The organism is Streptomyces sp. KR80 (assembly GCF_052245555.1).
In the GTDB taxonomy this organism is placed as follows: Bacteria; Actinomycetota; Actinomycetes; order Streptomycetales; family Streptomycetaceae; genus Streptomyces.
Genome location: NZ_JBQQCD010000008.1, coordinates 183,983 through 200,911, shown reverse-complemented (window position 1 = coordinate 200,911; position 16,929 = coordinate 183,983). Strand labels below are relative to the sequence as shown.

Sequence of the window (16,929 nt, the reverse complement as noted above, 5' to 3'; positions counted from 1 at the left end):
CCACCCCCGGGGCCCCGGCACCAGCCCCCGGCCCCCACCGCTGAGCGGCCCCCGCGGCGAGCGGCTCGGCCTGGCGAACCAACACGCTGTAGAGAGCTCGTGACAGACCGGGGTGGATTCGGTGGAGATTCCGCGCGCGGGTACTTACTCAAAAGTCAGCACAAGGGCCCGATCCACCGGCAGCGCGCACACGTCACCGCCTGACCAGCGCATATGCCGTCTTAGCGGGATGGGCCACGGGGCTCCCCTCCTCGCCCGGGATCGGGTACCGTCGCGGCGCTGTGCGGAGCACTTAGGAGCAAGTCGTTGCGCGAGATCACCGTTCCCCCAGTGGCGACGGAGCCTCCCCTCGGAGGCCTGGCCGATTCCGTGTTCGATCATGCCGCGGAGGATCCCGACCGGGTGGCCCTCGGCCATAAGATCGACGGGCACTGGCAGGACGTGACCGCGGCCGAGTTCCGCGACCAGGTGGTCGCCCTCGCCAAGGGTCTGCTCGCCCAGGGCGTACGGTTCAACGACCGGGTGGCGATCATGTGCCGCACCCGCTACGAGTGGACCCTCTTCGACTTCGCGCTCTGGTCGCTCGGCGCCCAGTCGGTGCCGATCTATCCGACCTCCTCCGCCGAGCAGGTCTTCTGGATGATGTACGACGCCGGCGTCTCCGCCGCCATCGTCGAGCACGAGGACCACGCCATGACGGTCGGCTCCGTGATCGACCGGCTGCCGCGGCTCACCCGGCTCTGGCAGCTGGACGCGGACGCCGTGGGCGAGCTGATGGCCGCGGGGGCGCACATCGACGACGAGGTGATACACCGGCACCGGCTCGCGGTGACCCCGGACTCGGTCGCCACCGTGATCTACACCTCCGGCACCACCGGCCGCCCCAAGGGCTGTGTGATCACCCACGCGAACTGCATGACCGAGTCCGACACCCTCATCGCCGGCTGGGAGTCGGTGTTCCGCTCCAAACCCGGCGACGAGGCATCCACCTTGCTCTTCCTGCCGCTCGCGCATGTCTTCGGGAGGATGGTGCAGGTCACGGCGATGCGGGCCCGGGTGAAGCTCGGCCACCAGCCGAACCTTACCGCGGCCGAGCTCATGCCGGACCTGGCGGCCTTCAAGCCGACCTTCATCCTGGCGGTGCCGTACGTCTTCGAGAAGGTCTTCCACGGCGCGCGACGCAAGGCCGAGGCCGACGGGAAGGTCGGACCGTTCGACAAGGCGGTCGATGTCGCGGTCCGGTACGCGGATGCCATGGAGAACAAGGACTTCGGCACCGGGCCCGGCCCGAGCGCCGCGCTGCGCGTCCAGCATCAGCTGTTCGACAAGCTCGTCTACAGCAAGCTGCGCGACGCCATGGGCGGCCGGCTCAAGTCCGCGATGTCGGGCGGCTCGGCCATGTCCCGGCGGCTCGGGCTGTTCTTCGCCGGCGCCGGCGTGACCGTCTACGAAGGCTACGGCCTCACCGAGTCGACCGCCGCGGCCACCGCCAACCCGCCGAACCGGACCCGCTACGGCACGGTCGGGAAGCCGATCCCCGGCACCACCGTGCACATCGCCGACGACGGGGAGATCTGGCTGCACGGCGGGCACGTGTTCAGCGGCTATCTCAACAATCGAGACGCGACCGAGGCGGTCATGCGGGACGGCTGGCTGGCGACCGGCGACATCGGCGCCCTCGACGAGGACGGCTATCTCACGATCACCGGCCGGAAGAAGGAGATCCTGGTGACCTCGGGCGGCAAGAGCGTGTCGCCCATCCCGCTGGAGGAGCGGGTCCGGGCCCACCCGCTGGTCGCGCAGGCCATCGTGGTGGGCAACGACCGGCCGTACATCGCCGCACTGGTGACCCTGGACCCGGAGGCCGTGGACCACTGGCTGGAGATGCGCGGCAAGCCGAAGCTGGGCCCCGCCGAGCTGGTCCGTGACCCGGACCTGGAAACCGAGATCCGGCGTGCGGTGGTCGCGGCGAACACGTTGGTTTCGCAGGCCGAGTCGATCCGTACATTCCGGATCCTCGCGGGGCAGTTCTCCGAGGCGCACGGGTTGCTCACGCCCTCCCTGAAGCTGAAGCGGAAGGCCGTCGAGAAGGCGTACGCGTCCGAAGTGGACGCGCTCTACCACGCCTGATGAGGGCGTGCCGCGGCCACTGACGGGCCATCAGGGCGATCCGGTGCGGATGCGGCCGCGATGCCGGGAATGCGGCTCGGCCGTTGATCGTTGATCGTGGAGTAGCTGTACGACGACACGACGACGTAAGGATCGACGCTCGTGAGCAAGGTCCCCTTCATCACCCTGAACAGCGGCGTCACGATGCCCCAGCTGGGCTACGGGGTGTGGCAGATCCCGGACGACGAGGCGGAGCAGGCGGTGGGCACCGCCCTCGAGGCCGGATACCGGAGCATCGACACAGCCGCCGCCTATGAGAACGAACGGGGCACCGGCAAGGCCCTCGCCGCCTCCTCCATCCCCCGCGAGGAGCTCTTCATCACGACGAAACTGTGGAACAGCGCGTCCACGACGTGGACGCGTGACAACGTCCTGCGGGAGTTCGACGCCTCCCTGGCCCGTCTGGGCCTAGACTACCTCGACCTTTACCTGATCCACTGGCCTCGGCCGATGCGGGATGACTACCTCACCATCTGGCGCACCTTCGAGGAGATCGCCGAGACCGGCCGCGCGAAGGCCATCGGCGTGTCGAACTTCCAGCCCGCGCATCTGCGGCGGCTGCTCGAGGAGACGTCGGTCGTCCCTGCGGTGAACCAGATCGAGCTCCACCCGCGGTTCCAGCAGGCGGAGCTGCGCGCCTTCCACGCCGAGCACGACATCGCGACCGAAGCCTGGTCACCGTTGGGCCAGGGCAAGGGCCTGCTCGAGGTTCCGGTGATCGTGGCGATCGCCCGCAAGCATGGCAGGACTCCGGCCCAGGTGGTTCTGCGCTGGCATCTTCAGCTCGGCACCATCGCGATTCCCAAGTCCGCGACCCCGTCACGTATCAAGGAGAACATCGACGTCTTCGGCTTCGAACTGGACACCGAGGACCTCGCGGCGCTCTCAGCCCTGGATTCGGGTGACCGGCTCGGGCCGAACCCGGACGACTTCGACTACAGCTGACCGCGTTGGGACATCGGCCGGGCGGCTGGTGTGCCAATCGCCGCTGATGGGGCGGTAGATGGAGGAGCGGGGCGCCAACGGGCCCGGCCCGGTTCCGAATTAATTCTTGAGTAAGTTAATTATTGCCTCTATGTTGCGGGTGTGCTTCTGACGCGCACTGCAGGCGCTTCCCCCTCCACCGCGTCGACGGCCGTGTTCGCCACGGTGTTGACACAGGGGCCGATCAGCCGAGTCCAACTCGCCCGCCGGTTGGGCCTGTCGTCCGCTGCCGTCACGAAAGCGGCCAGGCCCTTCCTGGACGCCGGATACCTCCAGGAACTCGCCGCCACCGAACGAAGCGGGCCCGGCGCCGGCCGGCCCGCCAGCCCGCTGGCGGTCAGTCCGGACCGCGAGTACTTCGTCGGAGTGAAGATCACTGCCGACGAGCTGATCGGTGTGCTCTGCGACTTGCGCGCCGGGCCGCGCGTCACCGCGCGCAGGTCACTCTCCGGACGCGGCGTCAGGAGCGTGACCCAGCAACTGGACGGCCTCGTCGAGGAACTGCTGAGCGGCTCGGACACGTACCGGGACCGAACCCGCTCCCTGGGGATCGCCGTCTCCGGGGACGTGGACCGGGTCACCGGCCGGGTCCGGTACTCCCCCTTTCTGGGCTGGCGAGACGTGGCCCTCGGCGAAGCGGTCGCTCGCGCCACCGGGCTCCAGGTCACCGTCGAGAACGATGTGAAGGCCCTGACGGTGGCCGAGCACTGGTTCGGCGACGGCGTGGGCACCGACCACTTCGCGCTGGTCACCGTCGGCGCCGGGATCGGCTGCGGCCTGGTCGTGGGCGGACGACTGCTCGCCGGCTCTTACGGTGTGGCGGGCGAGATCGGGCATCTCTGCGTCGAGACGGCGGGTCCGCCCTGCCACTGCGGCGGCCAGGGGTGTGTGGAGGCCATCGCCGGCACCGACGCGATCGTCGGAGCGGCTCGCACCGCCGCTACGCGGGCCGACCTGACGATGGACCAGGCCACCGAGCTGGCCCGGGCCGGCGACCCGGCGGTCACTGCCGTCTTCGCCCGAGCGGGGCAGGCCATCGGCCTGGGCCTGGCCGCACTGGCCAACCTGATGGGCCCCGAACGGATCGTCGTCTCCGGGGAAGGCCTGGCCGCGTACGACCTGTTGGAGAGCCACATCCGCCGGAGCTTCGCCCAGCAGACCTTCGGCGCTGCCGGACAGAGCCCGTTGCACATCCGTCCCCTGCCTTTCGACGAGTGGGCCCGCGGCGCCGCCGCCGTAAGCATCCAGTCCCGCGTGTTCCCCTGATCCGATCCGTCCGGGTGCCCCCTGCCCCGGCTCAGCGAGGTGTGATCCATGAGGTCGTCTTCACGTGCACTCCCGTACCTGGCCCTGGCCGTCGCGGCGGCCGGGACCGCGCTCGTCCTGCCGCCGGCCTCCGCAGCCGCCGGACGAACCGAGGCGGCGCCCGCGCCCGCGAGCGCCAAGCCCGCCGGTATAGCCGACAAGCCCTATATGGGCTGGAGCAGTTGGAGTCTGCAGTCCACCACGTACCCCGGGGTGAACCCCAAGGGCAAGTACAGCTTTCTCAACGAAGCCAACGTGCTCAAGCAGGCCGACGCCATGGCCGCCGAGCTCAAGGAGTACGGGTACGAGTACGTCAACATGGACGCGGGCTGGTGGATGACCTGGGACTGGAAGCCGGGCTACGACGCGTTCGGACGGCAGAAACCTGACCCACAGCGGTTCCCCCGTGGCATGAAGTACGTTGCCGACCGGATCCACAGCAAGGGCCTGAAGGCCGGCATCTACCTTCCCGTCGGCCTGGAGAAGCCCGCCTACGGCGGCGGGAAGGTGCCGATCCGGAACGCACCGGGGTGCACCACCCGCGACATCGTCCATCCCGACCTGCGGACGACCAACGGCTGGGACAGCTCGTACAAGATCGACTTCTCCCGGCCGTGCGCGCAGAAGTACATCGACTCCCAGGCCCGGCAGCTCGCGGACTGGGGGTACGACTTCCTCAAACTCGACGGGGTCGGCCCCGGCTCGTTCAAGCAGGGTGAGAACTACGACAATCGCGCCGACGTCGCCGCCTGGAAGCAGGCGCTGGCCCGTACCGGTCGCCCGGTCCATCTCGAGCTCTCCTGGTCTCTCGACATCGACTACATCGCGGACTGGAAGCGGCACTCCAACGGCTGGCGGATCGACACCGATGTGGAGTGCTACTGCGAGACGCTGGTCACCTGGACGAACTCCGTCGACGACCGCTGGAAGGACGCACCTGCCTGGGCCCCGCACGCCGGACCCGGCGGCTGGAACGACTTCGACGCGGTCGATGTGGGCAACGGCGCCATGGACGGACTCACCCGGAACGAGCGGCGCAGCTACATGACGCTGTGGGCCATCTCGGCCGCTCCCCTCTACACCGGTGACGACCTGACCCGGCTCGACTCCTACGGCCTGTCGCTGCTCACCAACCGCGAGGTCATCGCCGTGGACCAGCAGGGCATTCCGGCCCGGCGGGTGTCCGTCACGGGCGACCGGCAGGTCTGGGGGATGCGCAATCGGGACGGCTCCTACACCGTCGCCCTGTTCAACCTCGGTGGGGCGTCGTCGAACGTGACGGCCCGCTGGTCGGACTTCGGCTTCTCCGGCAGGGCCTCGGTCCGCGACCTGTGGAGCCATGAGGAACTGGGCAGCCGGAACGACAGGATCTCGGCCACGCTGCCGGCGCACGGGTCACGGCTGTTCAAAGTAACCCCGGAGAACACCCAGTTCGGGGCCACCGCCGACAAGGCCGAGTCCCGTAGTGGCACTCTCCTCGGGCGGGCGAGGATCACGGGCTGAAACAACCCCGTCCCGCGCTGGACGCGGGCAGATGAGAAACCTCCCATGCACGGCTCCGGTCGCGGCGACCTCTCGACCCCTGGCCCCGCTTCGCCGAAGATGTCGCTGCCGCCACCAATCCGCGTACGCTCCCACTCCGAACAATGAGTGGAGCCTGCACGGACGCGGGCGAGCCCGCGTGGAGCCGGGACGGCGGCCGACCGCCCGGCATTTGGAGGAAACATGAGGCCTGCTGATCTCCGCAGCCATCCCCGCCCAGGCCCTGCGGGACCCGATCTGCAGGAGCTGCTGGGCATGGTGGCCCGCGGTGACCAGGAGGCGTTCAGCCGTCTTTACGACGCGGTCGCGGGGCCGGTGCTCGGACTGGTCCGCGGCGTGCTGCGGGACCCGGCGCAGTCCGAAGAGGTGGCTCAGGAAGTGCTGGTGGAGGTCTGGCGGACCGCGGCTCGCTTCCGGCCGGACCGAGGCAGCGCCATGACCTGGGTCCTCACGCTCGCCCACCGCCGCGCCGTGGACCGGGTGCGGGCCGCGCAGGCGACGACGGACCGGGAGCACAGGGCGGCGCTGCTGGCGCAGACCCCCGCCTTCGACGAGGTCACCGAACAGGTGGAGGCCCGGCTGGAGCGGGAGCAGGTGCGCCGCTGCATACGCACCCTCACCGAACTGCAGCGCCAGTCGGTGACGCTGGCGTACTACCGGGGCCTCACCTATCGCGAGGTCGCCGAACTGCTGTCCCTGCCGCTGGGGACCGTGAAGACCCGGCTGCGCGACGGGCTCATCCGGCTGCGCGACTGCCTGGGGGTGAACGCATGACCACCGCGAATCTGCACACCCTGACCGGTGCCTATGCGCTGCATGCGCTGCCCGACGGGGAACGCGAGGAGTTCGAACGGCACCTCGCCGGATGCGCCTCCTGCGCACAGGAGGTCCGGGAGCTCTCCGCCACCGCCGAACGGCTGGGCCTGGCCGCCTCGTTGGTGCCACCGCCGCAGATGAAGGAGCGGGTGCTGTGGCATGTCGCCACCGTGCGGCAGGAACCGCCGTACGTCCCCGGGCAGTTGCGGTCGGGCCGTGCCCGGCGCCGCGGGCGATCCCTGTCCCGCTTCGCGCTGGCGGCATGTCTGGCCGGGGCCGCGGCGCTCGGCGGCGTGGCGGTCTGGCAGCACCAGGCCGCTGAGCAGGCCCGGCAGGAGGCCCGGCAGGCCCAGCGGCAGACCGAGGAGCTGGCCCGGGTCCTCGCCGCTGCAGACGCCCAGGCCAGCAGCGGGAAGCTGGCGGGCGGCGGGACCGGCACGGTCGTGGTCTCCCGCAGCCGGGACAAGGCCGCCTTCCTCGCCGACGGCATGCCCACGCTGCCGGACGACAAGGTCTACCAACTCTGGTTCAGCGACGGCGGCACGATGCGGCCCGCAGGCCTGATGCCGTCCCCGGCCGGGACCGCGGCCGTACTGATGGACGGCCCGGTGGGCGATGCCTCGGCCATGGGCGTCACCGTCGAACCGGCGGGTGGATCCGAGCAGCCGACGACCGACCCGCTGGCCGTGGTGGAGTTCCGTGCCCCGGGTGCGGCCGCGCCGGCCCAGGGCGCATAGGGGTGCCGAATGCGCGTGTCGATCGTCCTGTTCACGGCCGACCTCCGGCTGCACGACAATCCCGTGCTGCGGGCGGCGCTGCGCGGTGCCGACGCCGTGGTCCCGCTGTTCGTCGTCGACGCCGGTGTGCGCAGGGCGGGCTTCGACACTCCCAACCGCCGGGCGTTTCTCGCCGACTGCCTGACCGACCTCGACCAGGGGCTGAGCAGGCTCGGCGGCCGGCTCGTGGTGCGTACGGGCGATGTGGTCGAGCAGGTGTGCCGGGTGGCGGACGAGGCCGGTGCGCGCCGGGTGCACGTCGCGCGCGGGGCGAGCGGCTACGCACTGCGGCGCGAGGCGCGGCTGCGGGCGGCCCTGGAGGACGAGCGGTGCGAACTGCGGGTGCACGACGCGGTGACCACGGCGCTCGCCCCCGGGTCGGTGACACCGTCGGACACCGGTGACCACTTCGCGCTGTTCACCGCGTACTTCAGGCGCTGGGAGCGCGAGCCGCTCCGCGCTGTGCTCGGCGCGCCGCGTGTGGTGCGGGTGCCGGAGCGGATCCGGTCGGACGACCTGCCGTCCCGCCGGGATCTGAAGGGTGTCTCTCCGGGGCTCGCCAGGGGTGGGGAACGGGAGGGACGCAGACGGTTCAAGGCCTGGCTGGCCGGGGCGCTGGACGGCTACGCGGAGCGGCGTGCGGACCTGCCGGCCGACGCGACCTCGCGGCTCTCGGCGCACCTCCACTTCGGCACGCTCTCGGCGGTGGAACTGGTGCACCGCGCGCGGAAGGCCGGTGGTGCGGACGCCGGCGCCTATCTGCGGCAGCTGGCGCTGCGGGACTTCCACCGCCAGGTGCTCGCGGCCCGCCCCCGTGCGTCATGGCAGGACTACCGCACCAGGAACGCCCCTTGGCGCGGCGACACCGAGGCGATCGCGGCGTGGCGGGCGGGCCGGACCGGGTATCCGGTCGTGGACGCCGCTATGCGGCAGCTGCGGTACGAGGGCTGGATGCACCACCGTGCCCGCCTGCTGGCGGCGAGCTTTCTGACCAGGACGCTGCACATCGACTGGCGGGTGGGCGCCCGGCACTTCCTCGATCTCCTGGTGGACGGGGATGTGGCGAACAACCAGCTCAACTGGCAGTGGGTGGCGGGGACCGGCACCGATCCCCGGCCGGACGAGGTCCGGTGCCCGCTGGCCCAGGCCCATCGGTTCGACCCGCACGGCACGTACGTACGGCGTTGGGTGCCGGAGCTGGCCGGGGTGGAGGGCCCGGCCGTGCACCGGCCATGGCGGCTGCCGGAGGAGACCCGCAGCCGCCTCGATTACGCCGAGCCGATCGTGGCGCCGGACGAGGTGCTCGCCCACCACCACGAGGCGCCGTCCGGCGCCTGACCCTCAGACCCCGCGGGCGCCGGGGCGCGGTCGCGGCGGCCGCTGGAGGCGAGGTGGCGGGCGGCACCCGTCAACCGGTGGTGTCCTCCTTCGTCAGCAGCAGTTGCTGCACGTCCAGGTAACGCGACCGGAATCCGGCCTCGGAGTACGCCAGATAGAACGTCCACATCCGGCGGAAGGTCTCGTCGAATCCGAGGGCGGCGACCGCTGCGTCCGTTCGCTGCTCGGTGAAGCGCTCCCGCCACAGCCGCAGGGTCTCCGCGTAGTGCCCGCCGAACGCCTCGCGCCCGGCCACCCGCAGCCGGGTGTGCGCCGCGATGAGCTCCTCCATCACCTCGACCGAGGGGATCCGGCCACCGGGGAAGAGGTACTTCTGGATCCACGTGTGGGTGTTCAGGGAGGCCAGCATCCGGTCGTGCGGCATGGTGACCGCCTGCAGGGCCACCCGCCCTCCGGGGACGAGCAGGCGGTCGAGCGCGGTGAAGTACACCGGCCAGAACTCCGCGCCCACGGACTCGATCACCTCCGCGCTGACGATGGCGTCGTACCGGCCGACGACCCGCCGGTAGTCGCGCAGCAGCACCGTCGCACGGTCCGCCAGGCCCGCCTCTTCGATGCGTCGGCGGGCCAGGTGGTACTGCTGCTCCGACAAGGTGACGGAGACGACCCTGGCGCCGCGCGCTGCCGCGCGGATGGCCAGTTCGCCCCAGCCCGTACCGATCTCCAGCAGCTGGGTGCCCGGTCCGACGGCGGCAAGGTCCAGCAGCCGGTCGATCTTGCGGTGCTGGGCGGCGGGCAGCTGCCCCCATACGGCAGGGAGGCAGGGGAAGACGGCCGACGTGTACGTCATGGTCGGATCGAGAAAGCTCGCGAAGAGCTCGTTCGAGAGGTCGTAGTGGGCGCGGATGTTGCCGGGGGCCTGCTCGAGCGTGTTGCGCTGCGACTCCGGCGGGCGGACGGCCCAGTGCTCGCGCAGCCGCTGCAGGGGAGCAGGGACGAGTGTGGCGATGTGCTCGGCGAACACCGTCAGCACGCCGACGAGGTCGTCGGCCTCCCACTCCCGCGCCAGGTACGACTCGCCGAAGCCGATCAGGCCGCTGGTGCCGATCCGCCGGTGAAAGGCACCGGGATCGTGCACCTGCATCAGCGGGCTCAAGGGGCCGCCGCTGCCGAGGATCCGTCCGCCGGGCAGTCGCACCCGCAGCGGCAGCCGGGCGAACGCCCGACGGACGATCAGCTCGGCCGCCAGGGCCCGTACGCGGGAGCAGCGCGGCACGGTCGCCACGTCCGGCCAGCGCTGCGGGTCCACCGCCGTGGCCGCTGCCGGGGTGTACGGGGTGCTCGAGGACACGGACACGCTCACTACAGGCCCCTCCTGGGCTCGGTGACGGGGACGTGGCTGTGCGGGGCCGAGCCCGGTCATCGGTCATTCGGGGCAGCGGTGCGGATGGATTGGTCGCGGCCGCGGTCTTTCGGGGACGGCCGATTCTCACCCTTCCGGGTGCGGCTTCCGGGGGCGGCTTCGGGGTCCGGGCCTCGGGTCAGCCGGCCGTGCCGCCCACGCCGTGCTCGGCCGCGATCTGCTCGACGCGGTGGGCCAGGTCGAGGTCCAGCTCGGTCACCTTGCCGCCGACGCTGTGGGTGTTCACCGAGACCCTGAGCTTGTTGTACGAGAGCGTCAGATCGGCGTGGTGGTTCAGCGTGTCCTGGACGCGGGCGATCTGCCCGACCATGGCCGCCGCGGAGAGGTGTCCCTCGAAGGTGTAGGTCCGCTCGATCCTGTCCCCGGCCAGTGCCCAGCCCGGAAGCTCGGCGAGCGCGTCCTCGATCTCCTTGCGCGACAGCGGTTCGGGGGCCATGTCGGCTGCCTTCCCTGCGGTGGATGCGACATTCCCAGCGTGCCACCGAGCGGGGTCGGTTTCGCGCCAATGTACTCCCAGGGCGGACCTGCGCTTCCAGGTGACGGGGGTGGCTTCTATGCTCCTGCGCCGGACGGACACGTTACCGGCGGTAGCAGGGGGAAGCATGGCGCGCAGCGGCAGCACCAGACGGACGTTCGTCGTCGGCGCGGCAGCGGCAGGCGGGACGGCGGCACTGGCCGGGCGCGCGGCGGCAGCGCAACGCACAAGCCCCGGCGGCCGGTCCGTTGCCGTGCTCGGCGGCGGTGTCGCCGGACTGACGGCGGCACACGAGCTGGCGGAACGGGGCTTCACGGTCACCGTGTACGAGAAGAAGGCGCTGGGTGGCAAGGCCCGCAGCATGGACGTGCCGGGCAGCGCGAAGGGCGGACGCAAGCCGCTCCCCGCCGAGCACGGATTCCGTTTCATCCCCGGGATCTACCACAACCTGCCCGACACGCTGCGGCGCATTCCGTTCCCGGGCAACGCGGACGGGGTCTTCGGCAATCTGGTCGCGCCGCGGGAGATGATGTTCGCCAGGACCGGCCGCGAGAACATCCGTTTCCCGATTCCCTGGGTCGGCAACCCACCGCCTGTACTCACCCCCGACGAGATCCGGCGGGCGCTGACGGCCCTGCTCGACACGGCGTGCCATCTGCCGCCGCACGAGACCGCGTACTTCGTCAACCGGGTACTGGTCTTCCTCACCAGCTGTGACGAGCGGCGCAACGAGGTGTGGGAGCGCACCCCGTGGTGGGACTTCGTCCGGGCGGCGCAGATGTCCGAGGACTACCAGCGCATCCTGGCCGTCGGCATCACCCGCAACATCGTCGCGACGAAGGCGGAGGAGGCCAGCACCCGGACGGTGGGCACGCTCGGCGAGGCCTTCGTCTTCAACGCGCTGGGCCGGGGTGCTGACGGGCCACCGGACCGGATCCTCAACGCGCCGACCAACGAGGCGTGGATCACCCCCTGGGCCGACCATCTCGCAGGCCTGGGCGTCGAGTTCCGGATCGGCTGGACCGTACGCGAGCTCGCCTTCCACGCAGGAAGGATCGCTGCGGCGATCGTCGACGACCCACAGGGCGTTCGGCGGAACGTGACCGCCGACCACTACATCTCGGCCATGCCGGTGGAGCACGCCCGGCGGACCTGGAACGCGGAGCTGCGGGCCGCGGACCCACAGCTGGCCAGGTGCGACCGGCTGCCGACGGACTGGATGACGGGCATCCAGTTCTATCTCACCGAGCCGACGCCCATCCTGCACGGCCATCTCAACTGCATCGACTCGCCCTGGTCCCTGACGGCCATCGCCCAGGCACAGCACTGGCCGGACCGCGACTTCGGCACCGACTACGGCGACGGCCGCGCCCGCGACTGCCTGTCCGTCGACGTCTCGGAGTGGGACCGGCCCGGCATCCTGTACGGGAAGACGGCCAAGCAGTGCACCCGCGAGGAGGTCGCCCGCGAGGTGTGGGCCCAGCTCAAAGCCGCGCTCAACGACACCGGCCAAACGGTCCTGAGGGACGGCGCGCTCCACTCGTGGTTCCTCGACCCGGCGGTGGACGGCATCGGCACCCCCGATCCGCGCAACGACGAGCAGCTGCTCATCCACCCGACGGGCACCTGGTTCAACCGGCCGTCCTCCCGTACGAAGATCCCCAACCTCTTCCTGGCCGGTGACTACGTCGCCGTGGACATCGACCTCGCGACGATGGAGGGCGCGAACGCGGCGGCGCGCCAGGCGGTCAACGCCCTGCTGGACACGGCGGGTTCGGGGGCCGAGCGGTGCGCCGTGAAGCCCCTCTACCGTGCTCCGGAGTTCGAAGCACTCAAGCGGCACGACAAGTTCCGCTACGGCCTGGGGCTGCGGAACGCCTTCGATCTCGGCTGACGCCGCAGCCTGTGCCCTGATCTCGTCGACGCCCTTCCTGCCGCCCGGCCGTCACCGCGGTTCGGCGGTCGCCATCGCCGCAGCATCCCAACCCTCGGCTCCCTGGGGGCTCCAGGGCCTGGACCCCGTAATTCGATCGTGCGTTCTATTGGAGGGCGTACACTGGCCGCTATGGCGGTCTCTTTGCAGGGTTCTCTCTTCGACGCGGTCGAGGAGCTCGGTCTCGGGTCGCTGGATGCCGCGCGGCGCACGCCGCTGACCCACGGGGCGTGGATCGACGTCCTGCCCGGCTGGCTGCACGGCGCCGATGTGCTGTTCGCGGCGCTGGTCGACGGCGTGCCGTGGCGTGCCGAGCGGCGCCATATGTACGAGCGGGTGGTCGACGTGCCGCGGCTGCTCGCCCACTACGAGGCGGACGATCCGCTCCCCCACCCCGCCCTTGCCACCGCCCGTACCGCCCTGAGCAGGCATTACGCCGCGGAACTGGGTGAGCCGTTCCGCACCGTGGGCCTGTGCTACTACCGCGACGGCCGGGACAGCGTGGCCTGGCACGGCGATCGGATCGGCCGTGGCGCCGCGGAGGACACGATGGTCGCGATCCTCTCCGTCGGAGAGCCGCGCCACCTGCACCTGCGGCCACGGGATGGCTGCGGCTCCACCATCCGGCAGGCGCTGGGCCACGGCGACCTGATCGTCATGGGCGGGTCCTGCCAGCGGACCTGGGACCATGCGATCCCCAAGACGGCCAAGCCGGTGGGGCCCCGCATCAGCATCCAGTTCCGTCCCCGCGGCGTGGCCTGACTCCGTTCCCGCTCAGCCGGCGAACCGCCTGAGCCGGCCGGCGACTTGGGCCGGGCACTTCGGCCGGGCCCGGCTCAGCCGACCCTCCCCCAGCTACCTCCCCCAGCTAACGCTGGGAGGTGCCCCCAGGGTGGGGGGTACCCCCGGCGGTAGTCCCCTGGGCCTGGCGGCCCGGGCGGAGGTACCCCCGGCGTTAGCTGGGGGAGTGCCCCCAGAGGGAGTGCCCTCTCCGCCGACTCGTCCGGCCGGTCGATCGGCACCTGGGGCCCGCACGCCTCGTCGAGCCAGCGCCGCAGGACGCCGTGCAGTTGCTCCGCGCCCGCCAGTTCCTCGCCGTCCGCCACCGGCGGCGACAGCTCCACCGGCCAGAGCAGGAACGGGCGTGACTGACCGCCGCCCAGCCCGCCGTGCGAGCCGATCTGCTCCTCAAAGGCGTGGACCTCACCCGTCTTCGGGTCGTATGCGGAGTTGACCATGATGTCGGCGGCGTGCGGGAAGCCGGCCGTGCGCCGTACGACCGCTTCCGCACCGGGGCCGAAGCGGGCGAGCGGATTCTCGACCCCCTCCCCCATCAGCTCCCCCGTGTCCAGCCGGAGTTCCGCCCCGCCCGCGCCCAGAACCGCCGGGCCGAGCTCCTCGCTCCGTACGAGGACGAATCCCACCCCCGGGTGTTCGGCCAGCGTGCGCAGCAGCGCCGGCTGCCGGGTCTCGATCTCCTCCCGGCTCACCCGCCCGGGCAGCCCGGGGAAGGAGACGAGACCGAGGTTGCCCGAGGCGAGCACGATCGGGCCGGCGATCCGGTCCCGCCGGGGGCGGCGCACCTCCGCCGCGTCCTCGCGCTTCTCCGGGCGGTGCAGTGCCGCGCGTGCCGCGCCCCGCGCCTCCGCCCCGCTCGCCGTCCTCCCGGCCCTGCGCGGCACGGGCAGCCCGCACCCGGCGCGTACGAGGTCCTGGAGGGTGAGGCCGTAGCGGTCCGCGAACGTCGCGCCGGGGCTCTGCCCGTGGTCCGAGAGCAGCACGATCCGGTACTCGCGCGGAGCGTGCTCCGCGACCTTCGCGATCAGCCCGATGGTCCGGTCGAGGCGGGCCAGCACCTGCTCGGCGTCGCGGCTGCGCGGTCCGCAGTGGTGGCCGACCTCGTCGTAGCCGACCAGGTCCGCGTAGACGGCCGTACGCCCGGCCAGCATGTCCCCGATCACCGCCGCGACGACCACATCCCGCTCCACGACCGTCGCGAAGGCCCGGATGAAGGGGTACAGCCCGCCCCGCCCGACCCGGGGCCGCTCGCGCCGGAGCCACGCGCGCGTGGACTGGCCGAGCTCGCGGAGGACCTCGGCGACGAAGGAGCCGGCGGTCCGGGTGGCGTTCGCCGGATCGGAGAAGTACGCGAAGTAGCCCGCGCGGGAGCGGTTCTCCTTGCCGCGCCGGGCCGAGACGGCGAGCACCAGCGCCAGCTGATCGGCCCCGCCGCTGAACAGATTGCCGCGACTCGCCCCGTCACCGGCGAGCAGACCGCGGTCCGAGGTGCGGGCGATCGCCCGGCGCTGCAGTTCGGCCACGCTGCTGGGCCGCCCGCACGCCATCACCTCGCCGCTCTCCTTCTCGTACCAGCGGAAGGCAGGCACGTCGAAGTTCGAGCCGTGCAGGATGCCCAGCTGGCTGGCGCCGGTCTGGCTGGACCAGTCCGTGCGCCACGGGGCGAGTCGGTGGCCGCCGTCGGCGCACCACGCGGCGACCGTCTGCATGAGCGGCGGCTTCGACCGGCCACCGGGCCCCGGACAGGGGCGCTCCCGCACCGCGTCGGCCAGAACGTCGTACCCCACGCCGTCGAGCTGGAGGAAGAGCGCGCCCGGCGCCTTGGAACGGCCCGGGCCGGCGTCGCCGCGCCGCCTGCGCCGGTCGGCGAGCCGGTACAGCCGCCGCCGGTACGCGTCGTCGTCCCGCACGGTGAGAGCCGTGCTGGTGGCGGAGGCGACGGCCGACATGACGGCGGCGACCACGACCGCGGTCTCGGGCTCCACCGCGCCCCCGCTGGTCCGGCACCAGCCGCAGCGCGACCAGCAGCACGGACCCGTTGAGGAAGAACACCAGCAGGCCGAGCACGAAGGCCGGTACGAGCAGCAGCGCCCGGACCAGCACCGGCCAGACGAGGGCACTGAGCAGCCCGAACGCCCCGGCTCCGAGCGCGGCGGTCACCGCGATCCTGGTGGCGCTGTCGCCATCGGCGGACTGGAGCCGGAAGTCGGGGAGGAGCCCGGCGAGCACGAGCATCGTCAGGGTGCTCACGCCCCAGACGACGAGGACGCGCAGCGCGGCCCCGCCCAAGGCCCGCCATCTTCCTTCGACCATGGCGCCCCACCTCGGTGTCTCCACCCGCGCCCGCACGCGGGCCCGCTCCCAGCGTGGCACACCGTGCGGCGCCGCTCCGGAGCCGCCCGGACCGGGGACCGCCAGCCTGCCGTGCCGCCTCGCGGCAGCACCCGGGCCGACCGCGACCCGAGGACCAACGCCTCCCACCGCTCCGGGTCGTTGGCCTCCGCCGTTCCTGACGTCCGGAGCGCTTACGCTCGAGAGTGCGGAGCGCGGGGAGCGACGGAAGGTGGCGCATGCCGGTGGAGGTCACCTGGTGGGGGCATGCCACAGCGACCGTGGCGGACTCCGGGGTCCGGGTGCTCACCGATCCCCTCTTCGTCCAGCGGCTCGCACATCTGCGCCGCCGCCGGGGGGCGCTCCCGCCGCCCGAGGCCGCCGTCGCGGACGTCGCCGTCGTCTCCCATCTGCACGCCGACCACCTTCATCTCCCTTCGCTCTCCCGCCTCCGGCCCGGCACCCTGCTCGTCGTACCGCTCGGGGCGCGGCAGGCGGTGCCCGGGCTGCGACGGCTGTCGGACGATCGCGGACGGCTGCGGGTCGCCGAGGTGGCTCCGGGCGACGAGGTCGCGGTCGGCGATGTGGTCATCCGCGCGGTGCGGGCCGCGCACGACGGGCGACGGCTGCCGTACGGGCCGCATCGGTCGCCCGCTCTCGGCTATGTGGTGCGCGGCCAGGCTCGGACGTACTTCGCGGGCGACACCGGGCTCTTCGACGGGATGGCGGACGAGGTGGGGCCGTGCGATGTGGCGCTGCTGCCGGTCGGCGGCTGGGGTCCGTACCTCGGCCCGGGGCACCTCGACGCGACGCGCGGCCCAGGCGCTGGCCCGCATCGCGCCGTGCAGCGCGGTGCCGGTGCACTACGGCACCTACTGGCCGATCGGCCTGGACGCGGTCCGGCCGCATGAATTCCACGCTCCGGGCGATGAGTTCGTACGGCATGCGGCGCTGCTCGCGCCCGGGGTGGCGGTGCACCGGCTGGGGCACGGGGAGAGCGTGCGGCCGGAGCTCGCGCGGTGATCCGCGATGCGGTGCA

General features: G+C 71.9%; 10 protein-coding genes and 3 pseudogenes. 10 read left to right on the top strand and 3 right to left on the bottom strand.

Translation table 11 applies throughout. From position 1 onward, the window contains the following. The first annotated feature begins 306 nt into the window (after positions 1 to 306). From ACTWQI_RS14830 to ACTWQI_RS14800, 7 genes and pseudogenes are all read left to right on the top strand, one after another. Positions 307 to 2,130, top strand: coding sequence for an AMP-dependent synthetase/ligase (locus ACTWQI_RS14830; RefSeq protein WP_443270611.1), 1,824 nt, complete (start codon positions 307 to 309; stop codon positions 2,128 to 2,130). 141 nt (positions 2,131 to 2,271) lie between these two features. Then, positions 2,272 to 3,114, top strand: coding sequence for an aldo/keto reductase (locus tag ACTWQI_RS14825; RefSeq protein WP_443270609.1), 843 nt, complete (start codon positions 2,272 to 2,274; stop codon positions 3,112 to 3,114). A gap of 141 nt (positions 3,115 to 3,255) precedes the next feature. Beyond that, positions 3,256 to 4,419, top strand: a complete 1,164-nt coding sequence (locus ACTWQI_RS14820) for an ROK family protein (protein WP_443270607.1) — start codon at positions 3,256 to 3,258, stop codon at positions 4,417 to 4,419. A 48-nt stretch (positions 4,420 to 4,467) separates the two neighbouring features. Next, positions 4,468 to 5,952, top strand: a pseudogene (locus ACTWQI_RS14815) (glycoside hydrolase family 27 protein); the annotation flags it as partial. Positions 5,953 to 6,183: 231 nt separating this feature from the next. After that, on the top strand, positions 6,184 to 6,774 hold the full coding sequence (locus tag ACTWQI_RS14810; protein ID WP_443270606.1) for a sigma-70 family RNA polymerase sigma factor: 591 nt from the start codon (positions 6,184 to 6,186) through the stop codon (positions 6,772 to 6,774). Further along, the gene (locus ACTWQI_RS14805) at positions 6,771 to 7,553 is read left to right on the top strand and encodes an anti-sigma factor (RefSeq protein ID WP_443270605.1); all 783 of its coding nucleotides are present in this window, start codon (positions 6,771 to 6,773) and stop codon (positions 7,551 to 7,553) included. The genes ACTWQI_RS14810 and ACTWQI_RS14805 overlap by 4 nt, the downstream gene beginning before the upstream one ends. A gap of 9 nt (positions 7,554 to 7,562) precedes the next feature. Continuing rightward, the gene (locus ACTWQI_RS14800; RefSeq protein WP_443270603.1) at positions 7,563 to 8,930 is read left to right on the top strand and encodes a cryptochrome/photolyase family protein; all 1,368 of its coding nucleotides are present in this window, start codon (positions 7,563 to 7,565) and stop codon (positions 8,928 to 8,930) included. Positions 8,931 to 9,000: 70 nt separating this feature from the next. On the opposite strand, the gene ACTWQI_RS14795 is transcribed toward ACTWQI_RS14800, so the two are convergent. Continuing rightward, complete coding sequence (locus ACTWQI_RS14795) at positions 9,001 to 10,287, bottom strand: class I SAM-dependent methyltransferase (RefSeq protein WP_443270739.1); 1,287 nt, start codon at positions 10,285 to 10,287, stop codon at positions 9,001 to 9,003. A 184-nt stretch (positions 10,288 to 10,471) separates the two neighbouring features. Next, positions 10,472 to 10,789, bottom strand: coding sequence for a 4a-hydroxytetrahydrobiopterin dehydratase (locus ACTWQI_RS14790; RefSeq protein ID WP_443270600.1), 318 nt, complete (start codon positions 10,787 to 10,789; stop codon positions 10,472 to 10,474). 166 nt (positions 10,790 to 10,955) lie between these two features. Between ACTWQI_RS14790 and ACTWQI_RS14785 the strand changes: the two genes are divergently transcribed. Next, positions 10,956 to 12,722, top strand: a complete 1,767-nt coding sequence (locus ACTWQI_RS14785) for a hydroxysqualene dehydroxylase (RefSeq protein WP_443270597.1) — start codon at positions 10,956 to 10,958, stop codon at positions 12,720 to 12,722. Between the two features lie 171 nt (positions 12,723 to 12,893). Then, the gene (locus ACTWQI_RS14780) at positions 12,894 to 13,523 is read left to right on the top strand and encodes an alpha-ketoglutarate-dependent dioxygenase AlkB (RefSeq protein WP_443270595.1); all 630 of its coding nucleotides are present in this window, start codon (positions 12,894 to 12,896) and stop codon (positions 13,521 to 13,523) included. Positions 13,524 to 13,597: 74 nt separating this feature from the next. Here the strand turns inward: ACTWQI_RS14780 and ACTWQI_RS14775 are convergent. Next, positions 13,598 to 15,872, bottom strand: a pseudogene (locus ACTWQI_RS14775) (alkaline phosphatase family protein). Positions 15,873 to 16,129: 257 nt separating this feature from the next. On the opposite strand from ACTWQI_RS14775, the pseudogene ACTWQI_RS14770 reads away from it, so the two are divergent. Further along, positions 16,130 to 16,913, top strand: a pseudogene (locus ACTWQI_RS14770) (MBL fold metallo-hydrolase). The last annotated feature ends 16 nt before the right edge of the window (positions 16,914 to 16,929 follow it).